The organism is Chroococcidiopsis sp. TS-821 (assembly GCF_002939305.1).
Classification (GTDB): Bacteria; Cyanobacteriota; Cyanobacteriia; order Cyanobacteriales; family Chroococcidiopsidaceae; genus Chroogloeocystis.
In genome coordinates this window covers 196,211-216,430 of record NZ_MVDI01000005.1, presented here as the reverse complement: position 1 = coordinate 216,430, position 20,220 = coordinate 196,211, and the positions used below count along the sequence as shown (strand labels likewise).

Annotated in this window: 21 protein-coding genes; 15 read left to right on the top strand and 6 right to left on the bottom strand. The window is 42.8% G+C overall.

From position 1 onward, the window contains the following. Positions 1-53: 53 nt before the first annotated feature. From B1A85_RS15150 to B1A85_RS15135, 4 genes are all read left to right on the top strand, one after another. Positions 54-1,139: a GTP-binding protein gene (locus B1A85_RS15150; RefSeq protein ID WP_104547745.1), complete on the top strand. Its 1,086-nt coding sequence runs from the start codon at positions 54-56 to the stop codon at positions 1,137-1,139. Positions 1,140-1,335: 196 nt separating this feature from the next. Further along, positions 1,336-1,809 (top strand): D-aminoacyl-tRNA deacylase, encoded by a 474-nt coding sequence (gene dtd, locus B1A85_RS15145; RefSeq protein ID WP_104547744.1) that lies wholly within the window; start codon positions 1,336-1,338, stop codon positions 1,807-1,809. Positions 1,810-1,929: 120 nt separating this feature from the next. Continuing rightward, positions 1,930-2,265, top strand: a complete 336-nt coding sequence (gene psb28 / locus B1A85_RS15140; RefSeq protein WP_104547743.1) for a photosystem II reaction center protein Psb28 — start codon at positions 1,930-1,932, stop codon at positions 2,263-2,265. Between the two features lie 155 nt (positions 2,266-2,420). Continuing rightward, the gene (locus tag B1A85_RS15135) at positions 2,421-2,933 is read left to right on the top strand and encodes a molybdenum cofactor biosynthesis protein B (RefSeq protein ID WP_104547742.1); all 513 of its coding nucleotides are present in this window, start codon (positions 2,421-2,423) and stop codon (positions 2,931-2,933) included. A gap of 27 nt (positions 2,934-2,960) precedes the next feature. Here B1A85_RS15135 and mraY read toward each other — a convergent pair whose 3' ends face one another. Both mraY and B1A85_RS15125 read right to left on the bottom strand, forming a co-directional pair. Further along, positions 2,961-4,055: a phospho-N-acetylmuramoyl-pentapeptide-transferase gene (gene mraY / locus B1A85_RS15130; RefSeq protein WP_104547741.1), complete on the bottom strand. Its 1,095-nt coding sequence runs from the start codon at positions 4,053-4,055 to the stop codon at positions 2,961-2,963. A gap of 363 nt (positions 4,056-4,418) precedes the next feature. Beyond that, the gene (locus B1A85_RS15125) at positions 4,419-4,652 is read right to left on the bottom strand and encodes a DUF3134 domain-containing protein (RefSeq protein WP_104547740.1); all 234 of its coding nucleotides are present in this window, start codon (positions 4,650-4,652) and stop codon (positions 4,419-4,421) included. Between the two features lie 401 nt (positions 4,653-5,053). Here B1A85_RS15125 and B1A85_RS15120 point away from each other — a divergent pair, with 401 nt between their 5' ends. The 6 genes from B1A85_RS15120 (at position 5,054) to B1A85_RS15095 (ending at position 12,534) form a co-directional block, all read left to right on the top strand. Further along, positions 5,054-5,638 carry a PAP/fibrillin family protein gene (locus B1A85_RS15120; RefSeq protein ID WP_104547739.1) on the top strand — a complete coding sequence of 195 codons (585 nt, stop codon included), beginning with the start codon at positions 5,054-5,056 and terminating at the stop codon, positions 5,636-5,638. 548 nt (positions 5,639-6,186) lie between these two features. Next, the gene (locus B1A85_RS15115) at positions 6,187-6,966 is read left to right on the top strand and encodes a PD-(D/E)XK nuclease family protein (protein ID WP_104547738.1); all 780 of its coding nucleotides are present in this window, start codon (positions 6,187-6,189) and stop codon (positions 6,964-6,966) included. 22 nt (positions 6,967-6,988) lie between these two features. Further along, on the top strand, positions 6,989-7,621 hold the full coding sequence (locus B1A85_RS15110; RefSeq protein WP_104547737.1) for a GNAT family N-acetyltransferase: 633 nt from the start codon (positions 6,989-6,991) through the stop codon (positions 7,619-7,621). Between the two features lie 130 nt (positions 7,622-7,751). Continuing rightward, complete coding sequence (gene recJ / locus B1A85_RS15105; RefSeq protein WP_104547736.1) at positions 7,752-10,109, top strand: single-stranded-DNA-specific exonuclease RecJ; 2,358 nt, start codon at positions 7,752-7,754, stop codon at positions 10,107-10,109. Between the two features lie 264 nt (positions 10,110-10,373). Then, positions 10,374-11,684: a carboxyl-terminal processing protease CtpB gene (ctpB, locus tag B1A85_RS15100; RefSeq protein WP_104547735.1), complete on the top strand. Its 1,311-nt coding sequence runs from the start codon at positions 10,374-10,376 to the stop codon at positions 11,682-11,684. A gap of 160 nt (positions 11,685-11,844) precedes the next feature. Then, entirely contained in the window at positions 11,845-12,534 is a 690-nt protein-coding gene (locus tag B1A85_RS15095) for a response regulator transcription factor (protein ID WP_104547734.1), read from the top strand. Positions 12,535-13,074: 540 nt separating this feature from the next. Here the strand turns inward: B1A85_RS15095 and B1A85_RS15090 are convergent. The 4 genes from B1A85_RS15090 to dnaA all read right to left on the bottom strand — a co-directional run bounded on the left by B1A85_RS15090 (position 13,075) and on the right by dnaA (position 16,707). Next, on the bottom strand, positions 13,075-13,767 hold the full coding sequence (locus tag B1A85_RS15090; RefSeq protein WP_104547733.1) for a PHP domain-containing protein: 693 nt from the start codon (positions 13,765-13,767) through the stop codon (positions 13,075-13,077). Between the two features lie 351 nt (positions 13,768-14,118). Continuing rightward, on the bottom strand, positions 14,119-14,766 hold the full coding sequence (locus B1A85_RS15085; protein WP_104547732.1) for a hypothetical protein: 648 nt from the start codon (positions 14,764-14,766) through the stop codon (positions 14,119-14,121). Further along, positions 14,745-15,227: a pantetheine-phosphate adenylyltransferase gene (gene coaD / locus B1A85_RS15080; RefSeq protein WP_104547731.1), complete on the bottom strand. Its 483-nt coding sequence runs from the start codon at positions 15,225-15,227 to the stop codon at positions 14,745-14,747. Before coaD ends, B1A85_RS15085 begins: the two co-directional genes overlap by 22 nt. Before the next feature lie 109 nt (positions 15,228-15,336). Then, the gene (dnaA, locus tag B1A85_RS15075) at positions 15,337-16,707 is read right to left on the bottom strand and encodes a chromosomal replication initiator protein DnaA (protein ID WP_104547730.1); all 1,371 of its coding nucleotides are present in this window, start codon (positions 16,705-16,707) and stop codon (positions 15,337-15,339) included. Between the two features lie 299 nt (positions 16,708-17,006). On the opposite strand from dnaA, the gene B1A85_RS15070 reads away from it, so the two are divergent. From B1A85_RS15070 to B1A85_RS15050, 5 genes are all read left to right on the top strand, one after another. Beyond that, positions 17,007-18,302, top strand: a complete 1,296-nt coding sequence (locus B1A85_RS15070; protein WP_104547729.1) for an HhoA/HhoB/HtrA family serine endopeptidase — start codon at positions 17,007-17,009, stop codon at positions 18,300-18,302. A 119-nt stretch (positions 18,303-18,421) separates the two neighbouring features. Further along, a complete protein-coding gene (gene def, locus B1A85_RS15065) occupies positions 18,422-18,955 on the top strand; it encodes a peptide deformylase (RefSeq protein WP_104547728.1) in 534 nt (177 codons plus the stop codon). A gap of 137 nt (positions 18,956-19,092) precedes the next feature. After that, a complete protein-coding gene (locus B1A85_RS15060) occupies positions 19,093-19,284 on the top strand; it encodes a hypothetical protein (protein WP_104547727.1) in 192 nt (63 codons plus the stop codon). Further along, positions 19,277-19,618, top strand: coding sequence for a type II toxin-antitoxin system PemK/MazF family toxin (locus tag B1A85_RS15055; RefSeq protein WP_104547726.1), 342 nt, complete (start codon positions 19,277-19,279; stop codon positions 19,616-19,618). The genes B1A85_RS15060 and B1A85_RS15055 overlap by 8 nt, the downstream gene beginning before the upstream one ends. A 2-nt stretch (positions 19,619-19,620) precedes the next feature. Continuing rightward, the gene (locus B1A85_RS15050) at positions 19,621-20,004 is read left to right on the top strand and encodes a VOC family protein (protein WP_104547725.1); all 384 of its coding nucleotides are present in this window, start codon (positions 19,621-19,623) and stop codon (positions 20,002-20,004) included. Positions 20,005-20,220 lie beyond the last annotated feature (216 nt).

Sequence of the window (20,220 nt, the reverse complement as noted above, 5' to 3'; positions counted from 1 at the left end):
ATCGCCCTGTAACTCTATATTCCTATTTTTTGACATTTTCTTTCCTCACAGCTATGCAATCTACAGCAACTTCCGATTATCAAGCAATGGACGCTCCAAAGCGCGGCTTGCCGGTTACTATTATTACGGGTTTTTTAGGTAGCGGTAAAACAACTCTACTCAATCATATCCTGGCAAATCAGCAAGGATTGAAAACTGCGGTTTTAGTCAATGAGTTTGGTGAAATTGGCATCGATAACGAGCTAATTATCCAAACTGGCGATGATATGGTGGAACTCAGCAATGGTTGCATCTGCTGTACCATCAATAACGATCTTGTAGAAGCAGTTTATAAAGTTCTTGAACGTCAAGACAAGCTTGATTATCTAGTAGTGGAAACCACTGGTCTTGCCGATCCCTTACCCGTAGCATTAACTTTTTTAGGAACTGAGTTACGCGATTTAACTCGCTTGGATTCCATTATTACTCTGGTAGACGCGGCAAATTACAGTTTAGATTTATTCACTTCGCAAGCTGCGCAAAGTCAGATTGCTTATGGAGATGTAATTCTCCTGAACAAAACTGATTTAGTAGACGAAGCTGAGTTAGAGCGCTTAGAAGGTAAAATTCGCGAAGTTAAAGAAGGTGCTAGAATTTTGCGAACGACGCGATCGCAAGTTCCGCTACCATTAATTCTCAGTGTTGGTTTATTCGAGTCGGATAAGTATTTTGATGCTGAAAATAAACACGAGCATCACCACCACGACCACGACCACGAACATCACCATCACGACCATGATTGCGACCACCACGAGCATCACCATCACTCGCATCACTTAGAAAACGATGGTTTCACGTCGATATCGTTTCAAAGTGATAAACCGCTATCGATTCGCAAGTTTCAGTACTTCTTAGATAATCAGTTACCTGAAACTGTGTTCCGTGCCAAAGGTATTTTGTGGTTTGACGAAAGCCCCAAACGCCATATTTTCCACTTGTGTGGCAAGCGTTTTAGCATTGATGATGAAGAATGGAATGGCGATCGCAAAAATCAGTTAGTACTGATTGGACAGAATCTCGACCGCGAAACTCTGCGCGCTCAATTAGAAAACTGCGTCACTCTTCCTTCGGTATCGCGTGGTAAAGGTTTCAGTAAGTAAACACAAGAGAGTTAAGATCTTTCTTTAGAAAGAATTCTTAACTCTTACTTTTTTAAATGGCTGTAGCACCAAGTAGCTAGAATTAGGCGATCGCCTTTTATTAACCCCGACCAAGACCGCCTGCCAACTGTTGCACTACTTCTACTGATAATCTAGTTACTCGCGCCACCATTTTTATCGCCATTCCTTAATAAATATGCGTGTTATTATTCAACGAGTCAAATCTTCGCAAGTAAGCGTTGATGGTGAAATTGTTGGGAAAATTGGGCGAGGGCTGAATTTACTTGTCGGTATTGCTGATACTGATACAGAAGCCGAACTCGAATGGATGGCGCGCAAATGCTTAGAGTTGCGCATTTTTCCTGACGACGAATCTAGTAGCGATCGCTTTTCCAAATCCGTGCAGGAAATCGGCGGTGAATTATTAGTCGTAAGTCAGTTTACGCTTTATGGTGACTGTCGCAAAGGTCGTCGTCCCTCTTTTGACCGTTCTGCACCGCCTAAAGTTGCTGTAGATTTGTATGATTCGTTTGTGAGCAAGCTACGGCAAAGTGGTTTGAGGGTAGAAACTGGGATATTTGGTGCAATGATGCAAGTTTCGATCGAAAATGATGGTCCAGTAACTCTTTTACTTGACAAAGAACGTACTGAATCGGAAAATTTCCCCTAAAGTCAGCACTGGCGCGGAGTAAATTGCCTAAACTCACCGAGCGCTAATTACCAATTCTCAAAAAAATGAGAAAATATGAAGTTACAGATGAAAGCAAATGAAGTTTAGTCGCAAATTGTTATGGCTCAAATCCAGTTTTTTAGAGGCGTCGATGAAGAAGTAGTTCCTGATGTGCGGTTAACGCGATCGCGCGATGGCAGTAACGGGACAGCAACTTTTTACTTCCAAAATCCCCAAGCGCTTAGCAGCGAAGCAACAGAAGAAATTACTGGTATGTACATGATTGACGAAGAAGGGACAATCACAACTCGCGAAGTCAAAGGTAAATTCGTCAACGGTAAGCCAGAAGCCCTAGAAGTCTTCTATTTGATGAAATCGCCTGATGAATGGGATCGCTTTTTGCGTTTTATGCAACGTTACGCAGAAACTCACGGTTTAGAATTTAACAAGTCGTAATATTCTCTCCGGTTAAAAAACTAAGCTATTGAGTTACTAGTTGCTAGTTATTAGTTGCTAGTCAATCTTTCACGAACCACTAACTACTAATTACTAGCCACTTGAATTATCAGTAATTAACCGGATTCGATCTAAATTTATTCGTTTCAACTTGAATGGCACATCAGCCACATCCCGACCCAACGAGCATCACAGTCAATTGTGCTGTAATTACGATAAGTGACACGCGCGCGTTTGCAACCGACAAAAGCGGTCAACTTATCAAACAGCTACTTTTGGATGCGGCTCATACTGTGGGGGCGTACATAATTATTCCAGATGAACCAAGGCAAATTCAAAATCAATTGCAAAGTTTAGCAAGTAACGCTGATTTAGATGCAGTGATTTGCAATGGCGGTACTGGAATCGCCCCTAGAGATACGACTTACGATGCGATCTCCAACCTCTTAGAAAAAACGCTTCCTGGTTTTGGAGAGTTGTTTCGCTATTTAAGTTACCAAGAAATTGGCTCGCGGGCGATCGCCTCGCGCGCGATCGCTGGCGTATATCAAAACAAACTGATTTTCTCGCTCCCTGGTTCTTCTAACGCGGTCAAACTAGGAATGCAGCAGTTAATTTTACCCGAACTCGTTCACCTCGTTAGCCAAATTCGAGGAAATCAAGGTTAATAGTTAGCGATGGGAAATAACAGTTCGCTAACGACTGAGCCACAAACATAATCCAACTAAAATAATGTTGACCGCATAAAAAACAGCAACAACTTGTAACTCTGACCAACCGGAAAGTTCTAAATGATGGTGTAAAGGTGCCATTTTGAATAAACGCTTGCCTACACCTTTGTCATCTTTGGTTGCTTTGTAGTAACCAACTTGTGCCATCACAGAGAGCGTTTCGACAAAAAAGATACCACTGAGAACGAATAACGCCCAAAGCAAGTTACTCAGTAGTCCAACAGCAGCTAAAGCACCTCCTAAGGCAAGCGAACCTGTATCTCCCATAAATACGCGGGCGGGATTGCGGTTGTGCACTAAGAAGCCTAAACAGCTACCACTCATACAAGCACAGAAAATCATTAATTCGGGTGATGTAGGTGCAACTAAGGCTCCTAATCCTAAGAATGCGATCGCAACTGTTCCTCCAGCTAAGCCATCAACACCATCTGTCAGGTTAGTCGCATTACTCTCTGCTACTAGTACGAAAACTGCTAACAACCAAAATAGCAAACCTAACGGCAAAGTATAATCAAAAGGTAAGTTTACTGTGGTAATACTGCTTGCTTGACTCCACCACAGCCACAAACAGAACACCACTGCTAATCCAATTTGTAAAGCCAACTTCATGCGCGGCGAAATTCCCTTATTCGATTTACGTCGGAGAATTTGCCAATCATCAAGCCAACCGATCGCTGCATAGCCTAACGCTAACAAACAAACTGCAACAACGTTTGCTGCAAAACTCGACAAAATTGCCGCGCAGATAATCCCAACAGGTATAAAAAACACGCCTCCCATCGTTGGCGTGCCTGCTTTTTTTAAATGAGCTTGGGGACCATCTTCGCGAATGACTTGCCCAGTCTTTAACCTAACTAGCAACGGTACGACACCATATCCTATTCCCGCAGTAACAACTCCACAGATAATCAGAGGTAGGCTCAGCGAAGTTACTTGCCACGATCGATTTGCACTCCAATCTAAAACGAATGCAGCAACACTGAGTGCCACACTCAATAATACAAGTAGATTAGTACCAGATAAATAAAACGAAGATTCCGAAGATGATTTAGCTTCCACGAAAATCCCTCACAACACCAAATGTTTGAGCTTTTACACCTTGTCTCAATGGCGAGCGCTTCACCACAAAACTGGAGTAACCAGCATAGAGTTTAAAGGGTGTTTGATTTGCCGTCAAACAAAATTGCTGTGAAGGTTTTTCGAGTAATTCGATTCGTATTAGCAAAAATCACTCAGTATTGCGGCAAGCTTTTGCCGCCCAACGCACACGAGTTTGTATTATTGGGAAACTCTTTTGGGCAGACTAGCTGCCCAACTTTAAGAAGTTCGACTTTAAGTCTCCCACACGTGGAAGATTGAGGGCAAGAAGCTGCAAACTTAGTTGGAGATTTGTGTACCAGCGCAGGTTGTAGCGGCACAATGTTAATCTTCAACCTCGACGATATCATCGTCATCATCAAGATCGTAGGACATATCGTCCGGATCCATCAAACCTGCAATTTCTTCTTCATCGTCTAAATAATCTGGCTCTTGGTTATCACGCGCTATCAAGCGACCTGATGACTCCAACCAATCGAGTAACGAGGATTCGTTCTTCAAAGGAATGACGCCAGCCGGTTGATCGCGAGGTTCTTCACGCAGAGCAGAGTTACGCATAATGCAAGTTTTTTGAAATCAAGCTAACTATACTTTTCAAGTTTATCAATACTAACAAATCGCTGGACACCTTTGTTAAGTATAGTGGCGATCGCACCTATAACTAGTACAGCTCGCGTAATTCTGATAATTGTCAAAAAACTTATTAACCACCAGCGACGCAATCAACAGAGAATAGTTGGCATAACTCACAATGGTCAATATAGTTAGGGCAAAATCGCAGAGGCTGAGCATTATTGTTCCAAGTGAACAGTATAGGCTTTGTTAAACTTTGGTGGAAGAGCGTTCGCCGTATAAACGCGGTAAATTTAACTCTGACCTCTGCAATCAGTCATCAACCTCAATACTACAAAAGTTGATGTTGTAGAAATTAGCAATCGGCTAAAAAAGGCAAGGGTGCGATGGTAGATAAGTCAACACTATTAGAAGCGATCGCTGGAAAGAATCGAGGATTACTCGCAACAGAACAAGACAAACAAGCGATATTAATTGCGATCGCGCGATTAGAAGATCGCAACCCTACTCCTCGTCCGATAGAAGCTGGGGAACTTCTTAATGGTGACTGGCGACTTCTCTACACCACAAGTAAAGGATTATTAAATATTGACCAACTGCCATTGTTTAAGCTTGGTCAAATTTATCAATGTATTCGCGTAGCAACAAATAGCGTATACAACATAGCAGAAGTTTATGGCATTCCTTTTTTAGAAGGTATGGTAGCGGTTAGTGCGCGGTTTGCACCACTGAGCGATCGCCGCGTACAAGTCAAATTCGAGCGCTCGATTATTGGATTACAACGCCTAGTAAGTTACAAGTCTCCAGGAGAGTTTATTTCGCAGATTGAAGCTGGTAAAAGATTTGCCGCCGTTGATTTTCGGTTAGATAGCCGCGAACAACAAGGATGGTTAGATATTACTTATCTTGATAGTGATTTACGCATCGGACGCGGTAACGAAGGTAGTGTCTACGTGTTGAGTAAAGTTTAGCTAGCGATCGCCAATTACTAATACTCGTAACAGATAAATTCAAATACAGAGCCACCAACAGTGCCTGGGAGAAGAGCCATTGGGTTTGGATCGTTATATTTGCTATCGTAGACCAATTGTCCTAATTGTGTTACGCCAGATATGCGATGTATATCTACCTTACCAAAATCGCAATTTACCGTGTTACGAGAAAGTATAACTGAAGCACCCCACTCATTAGGAACTGATTGTTTTATTATTTCAACAAACGAAACATTCTTACCCAATCGATTAATTGAGTCTGTATCAATGAACGATCAAATCATTCCATTATTAGACTGACCTACTAACATTAACTCTGCTATCGCTGGCGTGGGTACAAGCAATACTTAATAATGCAGCAATCTTATATAAAGAAACCACAATATCTTACCAATCTTATTAACTCAACTTCATTCCATTGATGAGCTAAGGTGCGATACTTCATGTGATTGTGTAAAGCAGCATCAAAGTTTTATATATTAAGTAAGGGAGCCTAAAATAAAATAAAGCTACTTATTTATAGCTCTATGCGTTTATCTCAAGGGCAACTCAACTTACTCGAACGTTGCCCGCGTCAATTTCAACACACTTATTTAGAGCAACTCACATCTCCTACCAGTTTAGAGCAACAAGAGCGCCTAAATTGGGGAAGTCGCTTTCACTTGCTGATGCAGCAGCGCGAACTTGGTTTACCAATTCAATCTTTGCTACAAGAAGATGCCCAACTACAGCGTTGGATAAATGCTTTTGCAAGTGTTGCACCAGAAATTTTAACACCAGATATTACTAGCCAAGTTTTCCGCGAAAGCGAACACTGCCGTACATTGCAAGTTCAAGGGTATATACTCACGGTAATTTACGATTTATTGATTGCCGACGATCGCCAAGCCCAAATTCTCGATTGGAAGACTTACCCTAAACCACAAAATCGCCGCGCTTTACAACAAAATTGGCAAACACGTCTTTATTTGTACGTGCTAGCTGAAACAAGCGACTACGTACCCGAACAGCTATCAATGACTTACTGGTTTATTCAATCTGAAGATCGACCACAAAGTCTGAAATTCATTTATAACAATGCTCAGCACGAAAAAACGGCACAACAACTCAACGCTCTCTTAAGTCAACTCACGCAATGGTTACAACGTTACGAACGCGGCGAACCATTTCCTCAAGTGCCACTAGGTAGCAAGTTTTGCGATCTTTGTCAGTATGCAACGCGCTGTCACCGCGATCGCTACGACGAAGTTACTTCTTTGCAGCACTTGCTACCAAATCTTGTCAATATTCAAGAAGTCCCTTTGTAAAGGACGGCATAGGAAGTTAGTTATGACGCATGACACAAAAGACCCGGAGCATACATCCTCAGTTTATGTCCGCGAACTCGAAATTGATGACCTTGCTCCTGTCTATCACTTGGGAGAAAAGCTATTTACTAGCGATTTGTATCCTTACTTATATCGTACGTGGGACGAGTGGGAAGTTATCGGACTTTATAACACCGATCCTGAATACTGTCTCGTTGCGGAAATTGACGGCAAACTAGCAGGATTTATCTTAGGTACCGTTATTACAAAAGGTTCTTGGACATACGGTTATATTATTTGGTTAGGAGTTGACCCTAATTTTCAACGTCGTGGAGTTGGTGACACTTTGGTAGACAAACTCATCGAACGCATGATTGAAGATGGGGCGCGGTTTATGCTCGTTGATACCGACCCGGCAAATACACCTGCGGTAAAATTTTTTCAACGTAAGGGCTTTGGTAACAGCCGTCAGCACATCTTCTTATCGATGAATTTAAGTAAAAATGAATACTATGGTAGGCTGATTGCTTACGAACGGCAAAAAGCAGAAAGAGCAGGTTATCGGCGATCGCGTCCGGCTGTCTTATCGCGCAAACCCGAAGGTATTGCTGGTGAGGTTGCTCTCAATTCTCTAGTAGACGAAAATAGTGATTAGGGGTGAGTAGCTAGTGGCTAGTAGTTAGTGAAAGTAGTGAAAGAGAAGTTCATATGTAGTATTTCTCACCTGGTTTCTCCAACCCCTGTGCCCTAAAATTCCCTGACCTTTGACCCCTAACCTCTCTCCTATGCCAGAACAACCACAATGGCTGCTACCACCTGTTGAATCACCGCCTGAATGGTTCATCCAAGCTGTCAGTAATTATTGTCCTAATTCGTCGGGTAAATTCGCTGCACAGCTAATGTGGCAACGTGGAATTCAAGACCAAAAAAGTTTAGAAACATTTGTCAGTCCTCAAGCATATAAAGCCGCAAGTCCGTTTGAATTTGGCAAAGAAATGCATCAAGCGGTAACGCGATTGCAGCAAGCACGCGATCGCCGCGAAAAAGTCGCGATTTGGGGAGACTTTGACGCCGATGGCATTACCTCCACGGCAGTGCTTTGGGATGGCTTAGGACAGTTTTTTCACCAAAATACTGATTTATTTTATTACATACCCAATCGCATCACCGAGTCCCACGGTCTTAACTGCCAAGGAATTGATATTCTTGCTCAACGAGGAGCGCAGTTAATTGTTACTTGCGATACAGGTAGCACGAATATTACAGAAATTGAATACGCCCAACAACTCGGCATCGATGTTATTGTTACAGACCATCATACACTACCACCAGAACGCCCACCAGTTGTAGCAATTATCAATCCTCGCTATTTACCAGACAAACATCAGTTGTTTCATCTTTCAGGCGTTGCTGTTGCGTATAAACTTGTAGAAGCTTTGTACCAAAAACTACCCAATATTCCTCAACAACCGTTAGAAGACTTACTCGATCTAGTTGCAATTGGCTTAATCGCAGACCTAGTACAACTTTCAGGAGATTGTCGTTATTTGGCACAGCTAGGAATTGCTAAAATGCAACGCGACTTTAAGCAGCCAGAAGGACAACGGCGACGTCCAGGCGTTGGTAAATTATTAGAGCTGTGTCAGAAAAGTGGCGATCGCCCGACAGATATCTCTTTTGGTTTAGGTCCGCGCATCAATGCAGTGAGTCGCATTCGCGGTGATGCGAGTTTTTGTGTCGAATTACTCACAAGCCGCGATTTACACCGTATCGAACAGCTAGCACAAGATACAGAACTTGCAAATTCTCGACGTAAATCTTTACAGAAAGACGTTGCCAAACAAGTGACAGCCAAATTACAGCGGCTAGACTTATCGACGACGAGTGTTATCGTGTTAGAAGATCCGCAGTGGTCTGCCGGTGTTTTAGGTTTAGTTGCTGGACAGGTAGCGCAAGAAACTGGACGCCCAACAATTTTATTAAGTACCGAAGGAATTACTGAAGGCACAAACACCTCTAGCCTCTTAGCACGTGGTTCAGCACGTTCGGTTAATCAAATCGATTTATATCAGTTAGTCAAAGACCAAGCACATTTATTACATCGTTTTGGCGGACACCCTTTCGCCGCCGGATTGAGTTTAGCCGTCGAAAATATTCCTTTATTTTCTGAGGCGATTAACCAAAGATTGCGACAATCTTTAAGTAGTAGCCTAACAACACCAACAATTCAAGCAGACTTGACGTGTACTGTCCAAGACTTAGGCAAAGATCTCTTTTGGGAATTAAAATTACTCGAACCGTGCGGTATGGGCAATCCTGTACCCAAACTGTTGATTCAAAATTGCTGGTTTGAAAATGCTCGGCATCGTAATATTCGAGATGCACAAGGTAAAGAAGTAAAATACATCAAAACAGAATTCATCCTTCGTGATGATTCGACTACAAAAGGATTTCCTGGTATTTGGTGGGGACATTACTGCGAAGAAATTCCTCCAGGGCGGTGCGATGTCATTGTAGAACTTGACTACAATTCCTACTCAGATAAAGGCAAAAAGCCACAATATGAGGTACGGTTAATTGCCGTTCGCGCTACTGAAACTACGGTTAACTGTACCGTTCAAAGTCACCTAAGCCAGATCCTAGACTGGCGAAATCAAGATAACGTAACTCAGTTAACTGTTCAACAACCAAGTTTGCTGCTGGAAACTTGCCCAAATAGTTGGGACGATTTACGTAATTGGTTTAAGCGATCGCTTGGCGAAAAAAAACAGCTAGTGTTAGCCTGGAAAAAACCACAATTTATTTCACCCAATCAAATTTGGCTTTCGTTACTAGGAATTGCAAAATATATTAGTCGCACTGGTCAAACTGTAACGCGGTTTCAACTATGTCAAAAACTAGGAATCGGCGACCAAACACTCAAATCAGGATTTCAAGCGCTTAGTAGTATTGGTTTTAGTATTAGTTCTGTCGATCGAGGTTTTATCGTCAATTGGCAACCACAAGCCACAGTATTTGAAGATAAATGTTTGCAAGCTATTGAAAAGTTCTTAATGGCTGTACAAGAAGAACAATTTCAAAAACAATATTTTTCTACTGTTTCGTTAGCTACTATCCAAGCGATTGTACGCGACTCAAGTTAATAAGAGAAATTACCACTACTTACCACTAATTTCTCACTCCTCTCGAGGACACTGCGAAAACTGGCACAAAATAGTAGATAGATATAGGAGGAATCTAAGTAGGGTGGAAACTAATATTGTTTAAAACTACAATGAAACTTTATCTGTTTTTACTGTCATCACAAACTTACTGGGTGTATAGTCGATAGCAACTCTCACGCAGTGTACAGATGCAAGCGCTGAGTCAAAATAAATCTAACTGTAAAAATTACTTCGCCAATCCCAATGCAGCAATATACCAAACGCTTCTCGTTGCTCCATTTTGCTTTATTTAGCGGCGCGATCGCCACAACGTTAACGGCGCCTTTACTTCCAGTACGCTCTGTCCGCGCCGCACTTCAAGATAGTCCAAAAGCTTTAGTAGACGAAGTTTGGCAGCTAGTAAACCGCGAGTACGTCGATAGCACCTTCAACAAAGTCAATTGGCAACTTAGCCGACAAAACCTCTTAAGCAAAAACTATACCTCCAAGGAACAAGCTTATAACGCAATTCGGCAGGAACTAGAGAAACTGGGCGACCCCTACACGCGCTTTCTCGATCCGCAACAATTTGCAGCACTTACGGATCAAACTGCTGGAGAACTTTCCGGCGTCGGAATTCGCATGGAAGTCAACGAACAAACTAAGCGTCTGACTGTAGTAGAAGCTATCGAAAATTCTCCGGCACTCAAAGCGGGAATTCAATCGGGTGACGAGATCTTGGCGATTGATGGTAAACCCACTCAAGGGTTAGATGTTCAGGAAGCTTCTAATATGATTCGCGGTAAAGCGGGTACGCCTGTTAATTTAAGAATTGGACGTTCTGGACAACAAAATTTAGACATAAGAATTACGCGGGCTAAGATCGAAGTACCCACAGTGCGCTACTCTGTCAAGCAAGAAGGCAAACATCGAGTTGGTTACATTAGCTTAAGAGAGTTTAATGCGCACGCTCCAGAACAAATGCAGCGGGCAATTTACGATCTCAATCGCCAAAAAGTTGATAGCTATGTCTTAGACTTGCGGGGTAATCCTGGTGGACTATTGCAAGCGAGTATTGAGATCGCGCGGATGTGGTTGGATACGGGTGATATTGTTCGTACCGTCGATCGACGCGGTAGAAGTGAAAAAATTGCCGCAAATCGTACTGCTTTGGTAAAGCAGCCTGTCGCGGTTCTCGTGGATGGAAATTCAGCTAGCGCAAGTGAAATCTTAGCAGGCGCACTCAAAGACAATAATCGAGCGGTTGTCGTTGGTAGTCAAACGTTTGGTAAAGCATTAGTGCAATCCGTGCATTCACTTTCTGATGGTTCTGGCTTGGCAATTACAATTGCACATTACTACACTCCTAAGGGTACGGATATTAGCCACAAGGGAATTACACCGGATGTCAAAATTGATTTGACAGAAGCACAAGTACGTCAGCTAGCCAGTAACCCAAACTTAGTGGGTACTCAAAACGATCCCCAATACGCCCGCGCGATCGCGGTTCTAGGAACCAATTCCTTGGCTCAAACAGCACCCAATCAACCACTTAAACCAATCAGCATCCGCTAGGAAACTCAGGGTTAGAGGTTCGTGGCTAGGAAATAACATACTTCGATTGCGATCGCGATTGCAATTTCCAAGTTTTATTTGCTCTTAAAGCATGCCAAGAGTACCTTTAGCCCTCTTTTTCGCTACATTGAAGAAGATAGCGTCAAGGGAAACGTAGTAGATGTCCGCACAACTTTTACTGGTAGACGATGAACCAGGTTTGCGAGAAGCTGTGAAAGATTATTTGCAAGAAAGTGGTTTTACGGTGCAGGTGGCGAGTAATGCCCAAGAAGGATGGGAATTGCTACAGCAAACTACCCCCGATTTAGTCATTTCTGACATCATGATGCCACAGGTAGATGGCTACCAGTTCCTCAAACAAATGCGCGACGATCCTCGTTTTCAAACTTTACCCGTCGTGTTCCTGACGGCAAAAGGTATGACGACAGACCGCATCCAAGGTTATCAAGCAGGAGTTGATGCTTATCTACCCAAGCCATTTGATCCTGATGAATTAGTTGCCATAGTAGAAAACTTAATTGCCCGTCGTACCGCAACACAGTCTAGCGAATCGGGCGAGACACCCGATATTGCCGATTTAGCCAATCAAATCGCTCAAATTAAAGCCCTGCTAACCCAGCGTCAAGGAATTGCAACAACTCCGGCTCCGATTAAAATTGACTTAACTCCGAGAGAACAGAGCGTTCTCAATCTTGTCACAGAAGGGCTAATGAATAAAGAAATTGCTCGTCGCTTACAAACTAGCGTGCGGAATGTCGAAAAGTACGTTAGTCGCTTATTTAGCAAAACGGGTACAAATAGTCGCACTGAACTCGTTCGCTTCGCGCTAGAACATGGATTAACAAAATAACTGGTATAGCAGAAGAAATCGGCGGTTCAAGGTTAGGGTTAAAAGCTCATTCGAGCAGCATTTAAGATTAGCGCAAACTTTACAAGATAGCGCCTCTGAACTTTCATGCTGTTTTCATTTTTCCCTCGATGACTGTGAATTTGGGGTAATACCGTTTCGCTTGAAATTTTCTATAAATAGGCAGCTTCAGGAGAAATGGTTTGTAGTTTTTGTTTAGTGAAATGGTACAACGGATAAGCACGCAATTCTGAATCTTACATTAAGAAGTTTTGCAGTGCTTTAAGTTTTACTTACTATTTGTTGATAAATGCAAGGTTAATGATAAATTAAAGGCTAGGCTCACTTAATAAACAAGAAGTATGAAAGTCACCAAGCACTTAGGCGAATCAATTGCTCTAGGTTTCGTTTTTGTATTGACAAGTGCTGGCATAATTACAATTATGTCAGTATTTTAAATCCCACATTTAATATTTTTTAATAATTCATTAATCTACCCTGTTTTAAATTAGAACAGGGTATTTGTGTTTTGCCCACTGCTTTTTAGAGACGCTTTAATAAGCTCAAACCGTGAGTATCAGTACCGCAGGTACTTAATAAATTATGATGCTTTGCCAGTTGTTGCACTCGTTGTGTTTCTGTCACGCTAGGACGCCACGGCTGAGGATTGTCGTAGGCGTAGAATGTTTCGACGCCATCAATTCCTAACGAAGCTGCTGCAGGAATTAAGTCTTGCGGCGATCGCTTATAACGTGCGGGATGCGCTAGAACCGCTAACCCACCTGCTTGATGAATTGCCGCAATCACCCGATCTGCTTGATACATTTTTCCAGTTGTAATTTTTCGTTGCAAATAAGGCGCGATGCTGAAATGTTGATGGTCAAACGCATATCCTAAGATGTGAACGTCCACACCTAATAGATCGGCATTAATTTCTACACCCGTCCAAACGCGCGGTACAGTAAATTTTAGATAAGGTTTGCTCAACTCTAGTTCATTGAGGTAGCGTTGCGCGGCTTGATAACCACTAACCGTATGATGATCGGTGATTGCTAGACCTTGCAGACCAATGGCGATCGCCTGCTGAATCAATTCTTCCGGTTGCAGCTTACCATCCGAGTGAACCGTGTGCAGATGAAAATTATAATGTCGCGGGCAGCTTTGGGCATTAACTCTCTGGAAGATCTGTTTTAAAGCCTGCGATGATGCATGAGTTTGGGCGTATTCGACAGCCATAACCGCCTCTCGTACCTGTGTACGTTTCTTGACTATCTTTATAGATACTTTACCCAAATAGCAATAAAAGTATACACGAAACGCGAGTTACGCAAACAATTACAACCTCAGGGCAAAGTTTTATTTCGTTATGTTAAGACTGTAGCAAAATAAAACCTTAATAGTCATGCAAATTAGTTATCAGAATTTTAAATGAAACAAATGTATCGAAAACAAAGCTTCTTACTTAAATGAACAGGATTAAAGACTCCTATTGTTATGGGCGGTAATTGGTAATAGGAAGTTGAGCGGTATTCTTGCCGATCGCCAATGACCAGTTACCTACGACCAAATAAGTAATAATACTTAAAATTACTCTTTAATTGCTCGTCCCTCATCGCGTATTCCTATTGCTTTTCCTGGGGATTGTAGTTGTTGTCTGCCATTGCGAATAATACGCAACATATCGTTAAGTTGCTGCTCAATACTTCGAAGAACGCTATCAGCATACTCGTCTGCGCCATTTTGAATGTCTTCAGCTTCGGCGATCGCCGAGGCGCGAATTTGTAACAATTCCTCTTGAGCCTGATGGCGCATTTGATCGATTTCCGCTTGCACTTGTTGCTGAATAGCGATGCAATCTTGCTCAACCTGCTGGCGAATTTCTTGTGCAGCAGCTTCGGCTTGGCGCACTATCGTTGTTTCACTGAGTAGTTGTGCTGCTTTAGCTTCTGCAGCTTGAATAATTTCTTGGGCGTGTTGTTCTCCTTGTAACAAAATTTCTTTCTTTTGCTCGATAATTGCTTGTGCTTCTTGAAATGCCGTCGGTAGACTAAAGCGAATGCGATCGAGTTGATCGAGCAGGACTTCCTCGTCAATTAAAGTTTTGCGCGTTAGCGGAATGCGAGGACTGGCAAGAATAATTTCTTCCAGTCGGTTCAACGCCTCCTGGATATCTGTATTTCTGGTTTCCTGAGGAATCTGTTCAGGATCGATTTTTAGGGGCTCTTGGTGTGACATCGGTAGATATCTAGGGCAACGTGCTGAGGAACAAGATGATCGACGGAACCGCCGAATTTGGCAATCTCTTTAACCACACTACTACTTAAGAAACTATGCTCATTAGAAGTTGCCAAAAAGACTGTCTCGATATGCGCAGCAAGTGTTTTATTCGTGTGCGCCATTTGTAGTTCCGCTTCAAAGTCAGAAATTGCGCGTAAACCCCGCAAAAGAACTTGTGCTTGTCGCATTTGGGCGTACTTTACTGTCAAGCCGTCGAAGCTATCTATTTCTACATTCGCCAAATGGGATGTTGAGATCCGGATCTGCTCCAACCGTTGTTGTACTGAAAACAATGGTGTTTTATTCGGGTTACGTAACACAGCGACAATGACGCGCTCAAAGAGGCGACAGCCACGCTCAATAATATCAAGGTGTCCCAAAGTAATTGGGTCAAAGCTTCCAGGATAAATAGCAATCACGCTGTTAGCAGTGTCGGAGTTACTGAGAAATTATACCTGTTTAAGAACGAGTCAGCGATCGGGGATCGGGATCCAGGAATGAAAAATTAGAGTTATTTATATTAATAACTTAAGAAGAATGACGACTGGCGAGGTTAATGCGATCGCTCAACTGTCTCAGTGTTTGAGCCAAATTTGTATCACTTTCGCGTAGCTGCGCGATTTTGTCACAGCTATAGAGCACGGTTGTATGATCTTTACCGCCGAATTCTTCACCAATTCTTGGTAAACTCAAATCAGTGTGTTGTCGCATCAAATACATACCAATCTGACGCGCCCAGCTAATTTCGCGGCGGCGCGAGTTACCTTTAAGGTCTTCGACAGAAACATCAAACTCATCTGCCACAACCATAAGTACAGCATCGGGAAAAGCTTCTACTTTTTCTACGGGTGGATTAAGTACTGGAGCAATGTTTTCGACATTCATCGATAATCCAGAAATCGAGATATAGGCAACTGCCCGAATTAAAGCTCCCTCTAGTTCCCGAATATTGGACTTATAGTTAAAAGCAATGTACTCAATCACCTCTCTTGGTAAGCGCATATTTTCGTACTCAGCTTTCTTTTGCAAAATTGCCATTCGGGTTTCTAAGTCTGGTGGTTGAATATCCGCTATTAAGCCCATCGAGAAGCGCGAACACAGTCTTTCTTGTAAACGCGGAATTTGGTTTGGCGGGCGATCGGAAGCCAAGACAACTTGTTTACCAGCTTCGTGCAATGTGTTGAATGTATGAAAAAATTCTTCTTGCGTGTACTCTTTTCCTTCAATAAACTGAATATCATCGACTAACAAGACATCTGCGGCGCGATAATGTTCGCGAAAGCTTTGCATGCTATCTTTGCGAATTGAGGCGATGAGATCGTTTGTAAATTGCTCGGTAGAGACGTAAAAAATCCGGGAATTAGGAGAAATTTCTAGCCGATAATGCCCGATCGCCTGCATCAAATGCGTTTTTCCTAATCCAACACCACCGCACAAAAATAATGGATTGAATTCGCGCCCTGGTGATTCAGCCACAGCTAAAGCTGCAGCGTGTGCCATGCGACTATTGGCACCGACGACAAAGCGAGAAAAGACATATTTAGGATTTAATTCGATTGGTTTAGGTCGATTGTTGAGCAGCGGTACACTTGGTTCAATCGGTGCTGGCCAAGCGACTTCGGGTTCACTTACAGAAGTTACGCCATTTTCCTTAGTTACAGTGATCTGAACCTCGACAGGATGACCGAGAATTTCCGCAACGACATCGACAATTGTTTTGATGTAATACTTTTGTAACCAATTACGCGCAAATGGGTTGGGAGTACAAATAACCAAGCAATTATTTTCGAGTTGCTGCGCGCTAGCCGTTTTGATCCAAGTCTCGAAGGTGGGGCGAGTTAACTTTTCCTGTAGCCGCTCTAGTACCTGACTCCACAGACTTTCCAGCGAAAGTTCCACTGTTTACCACCTCTACCGCTCGCAAAAAAAACGCATATAGGCAACCAATTTAGCATCTACTCTACCGAGCTTGGCAACTATCTTCGGTAGCTTGTATGATTAGCCATATAGCTATTCAAGAATATCGTAGCGCTTTGCACTAGCTAAAACTAACTATAAACTTACGATACACAGGTAAAATGTTTTGCTCAAGCTGCGCTAGCTGTTTCTTAGTTTTCTACACTAAATATATTGAGATATTAACAATTCCACCGCAAGGTACTCCTAAAAGCTGATATTTGAGAAAACCACAAAAACAAATGAGCACAATCCGCCGCGATACCGAACCAGAAGCTACAAATATTCACACAAGCTCCGATTATCGTAAGACGTCCTATAGAAAACGTAATATATTAGGACGACGGCAGCAGCAAAACATCGGTTATTTTTTAACATTACTCGCGGGAATCGGATTAGCAAGTCTAAGTGGGTGTGCGCGACCTGGAAATATCACGCAGACCGAACAATCGAACGCACAACCAACTCCACAGCAACCTGCGGCAAACATAACAACTGCGATCGCCCCAACAGATCCAAATTTTGTTGTCGCAGCCGTCCAAAAGGTAGGTCCTGCGGTGGTGCGAATTAATGCCGCAAGAACAGTCTCGCGACAGCTACCCGCAGAATTTGATGACCCAATTTTACGCAGATTCTTTGGAATTCAACCGAATCCAGCGCAACCGAGACAGCGAGTTGTACGCGGTACAGGGTCAGGATTTATTATTAGTGAATCAGGTCAAATTTTGACAAATGCGCACGTTGTTGATGGTGCCGATCGCGTTAGTGTCACGCTCAAAGATGGTCGTACGTTTGAAGGTGAAGTCGTAGGACAAGATTTAGTAACAGATGTGGCGGTGATTCAAGTTCAAGCCAGCAACTTACCTATTGTTCCTATTGGTAATTCAGAACTACTACAACCAGGCGAATGGGTAATTGCGATTGGTAATCCGTTGGGGCTAGACAATACAGTAACAGCAGGGATTATTAGTTCTACTGAACGCTCTACGAGTGACATCGGTGTTTCGGATAAACGTGTCGATTTGATTCAAACCGATGCAGCAATTAATCCAGGTAACTCAGGCGGTCCTTTGCTCAATGCGCGTGGTGAAGTTATTGGTATGAATACAGCAATTATCAGCGGCGCGCAAGGGTTAGGATTTGCGATTCCCATCAATACCGTACGAAATATTTCTCAACAACTGATTGCGACTGGCGAAGTACAACATGCTTATTTAGGCGTACAAATGGTAACACTGTCACCAGAAGTAAGGCAGCAACTTGAAATTGAATCGGGTGGCGAGATTAACGTAACCGCAGAACAAGGAATTTTGATTATTCGTGTTGTTCCTAATTCTCCTGCTGCACGGGCTGGATTGCGCGCTGGTGACGTCATCCAAACAATTAACAATCAACCTGTCACAACAACCGAGGAAGTACAACGCTTAGTTGCGGGTAGTCAGGTTGGTAGTCAAATGCAAATTGGCGTTCAACGCAATGGGCAATCTCAGCAAGTAGCAGTGCGGCTGGAAAATCTTCCTGTACAAAGTGAAGGTTAATTTATATCCTCTCTAATATAACTACACTAAGGAATTGGCAATGGGTAACTGGTAATTATTTTGTCGTACTAGTTACTCTACATTGTTGGTAATTAACCTGGGACGAGGCATCATTACATATGGGAGAAGTTTTAGAAATAGTACAACTCGGTCATCCTATACTCCGCACCCAAGCTCAATATGTTGAGAATATTCAAGAGCAACATATCCAAAATCTAGTGGATGATTTAATCGCAACTGTTGGGCAAGCAAACGGTGTAGGAATAGCTGCGCCACAAGTCGCCGAAGCGTGTCGCTTATTCATTGTTGCTTCTCGCCCGAATCCTCGGTATCCTCATGCTCCAACAATGGAACCAACTGCGATGATCAATCCCAAAATCTTAGCGCACTCGACGGAAGTCGTCAAAGACTGGGAAGGTTGTTTGAGTATTCCAGGTATTCGGGGGTTAGTACCGCGATATCAAATTATTGAGGTGGAGTATAGCGATCGCCACGGTAAGCAACAAAAGCAAGAGTTAACAGATTTTGTTGCCCGCATTTTTCAACACGAACTGGATCACCTCGATGGCATTGTGTTTTTAGATCGTATCGAGAGTACTTTAGATCTTGTCACTGAACAAGAGTATCAAAAGCGGATCGTCGCTGCGGGATAGTGATGGAAGTTTAGGCGAGTTTCAAATATATATCTAAAATTTATTGTCGTTGTCAAACAATAGCTGAGAGTCCTGCCAAGTCTATATTTATGTTAATAACATTATATATGTTATTAACATTATATAGGTAAACAGCTATGACTGCTTCAGTACAAGAACTTTTAGATGCCTTTGATCGCTTGACAAACTCAGAACGGTTAGAGCTTGTATCGGAGATTCTAAAGCGGACGGTTGATTTCGATTTTCCGCCCTTATCTGATGAAGATTTAGTCCAGAATGCTGAAGGGCTTTTTCTAGAGTTGGATGAGCAGGAAAACATAGATGAGTAGTCCTGAGCGTCGCGAAGTTTGGCTAGTTGACCTAGGTTATGTAGCAAAAGTCAGACCATGTTTGGTAATTAGTATTCCTGCTCTTAATCAAGACCGTGCATTAGCAACTCTAATTCCACATACAACAAGTCCACGTGGTTCGCGGTTTGAGGTGCAAATCAAAGCTCAGTTCCTTCGAGAAGGAGTCTTTGACGTACAAAACATCATTACAATTCCTCATGCAAAGCTGCTACGCAAATTAGGACGTCTGACGCCTGAGCAAATGGTAAAAGTTGAAGATACAGTGCGATTCTGGTTGGGGTTTGAAGAAAATCTTGAAGAAGACAAAGAGTAGCCATGCCAAACATTAAGCTCGATCATTGTGTAATTCATGTGTCTGACTGGGAACGTTCAAATACTTTTTATCATGCCGTACTGGGTGCTGAACTTGTCCCTGTTGGTTCTGGATGGTCATACCGCTTTGGAGAGACTCAACTCAACTTACATGGCCCTGGTGTGCAAGGAACGCCAGTTGCACAGCTTCCCGTGCAGCCTGGAGGAAGCGATCTTCATTTTATTTATCCTGGTACGATTAGCGAGGCGCAGAAGCACCTAAAAAGACATGGAGTAGAAGTTGAACTTGAACCAGTCCAGCGATGTGGCAAGAAGGGACTGGGGATGAGCGCCTATTTTCAAGATCCGGATGGCTCTCTTTTGGAGTTCATCTCCTACCAAACATAGTTTACATAAACCTTTAGTTGAGACCGCATAACAACCGATAGAGCGGATAGTTGAGAGTCATTGCGTCTAGCGTTAGAGATAATCTGCTACCGCTTAACTTCACCGTCAGCTTGACTTCGTTCTAGTCGTTAGGGTGTGGTCTGAACGCGTGTTCGTTGCTTGATTGCAGATGGAATTCAGCGAGTTTGTTGCGTTTTAGTTTAACAAGATGAAGTT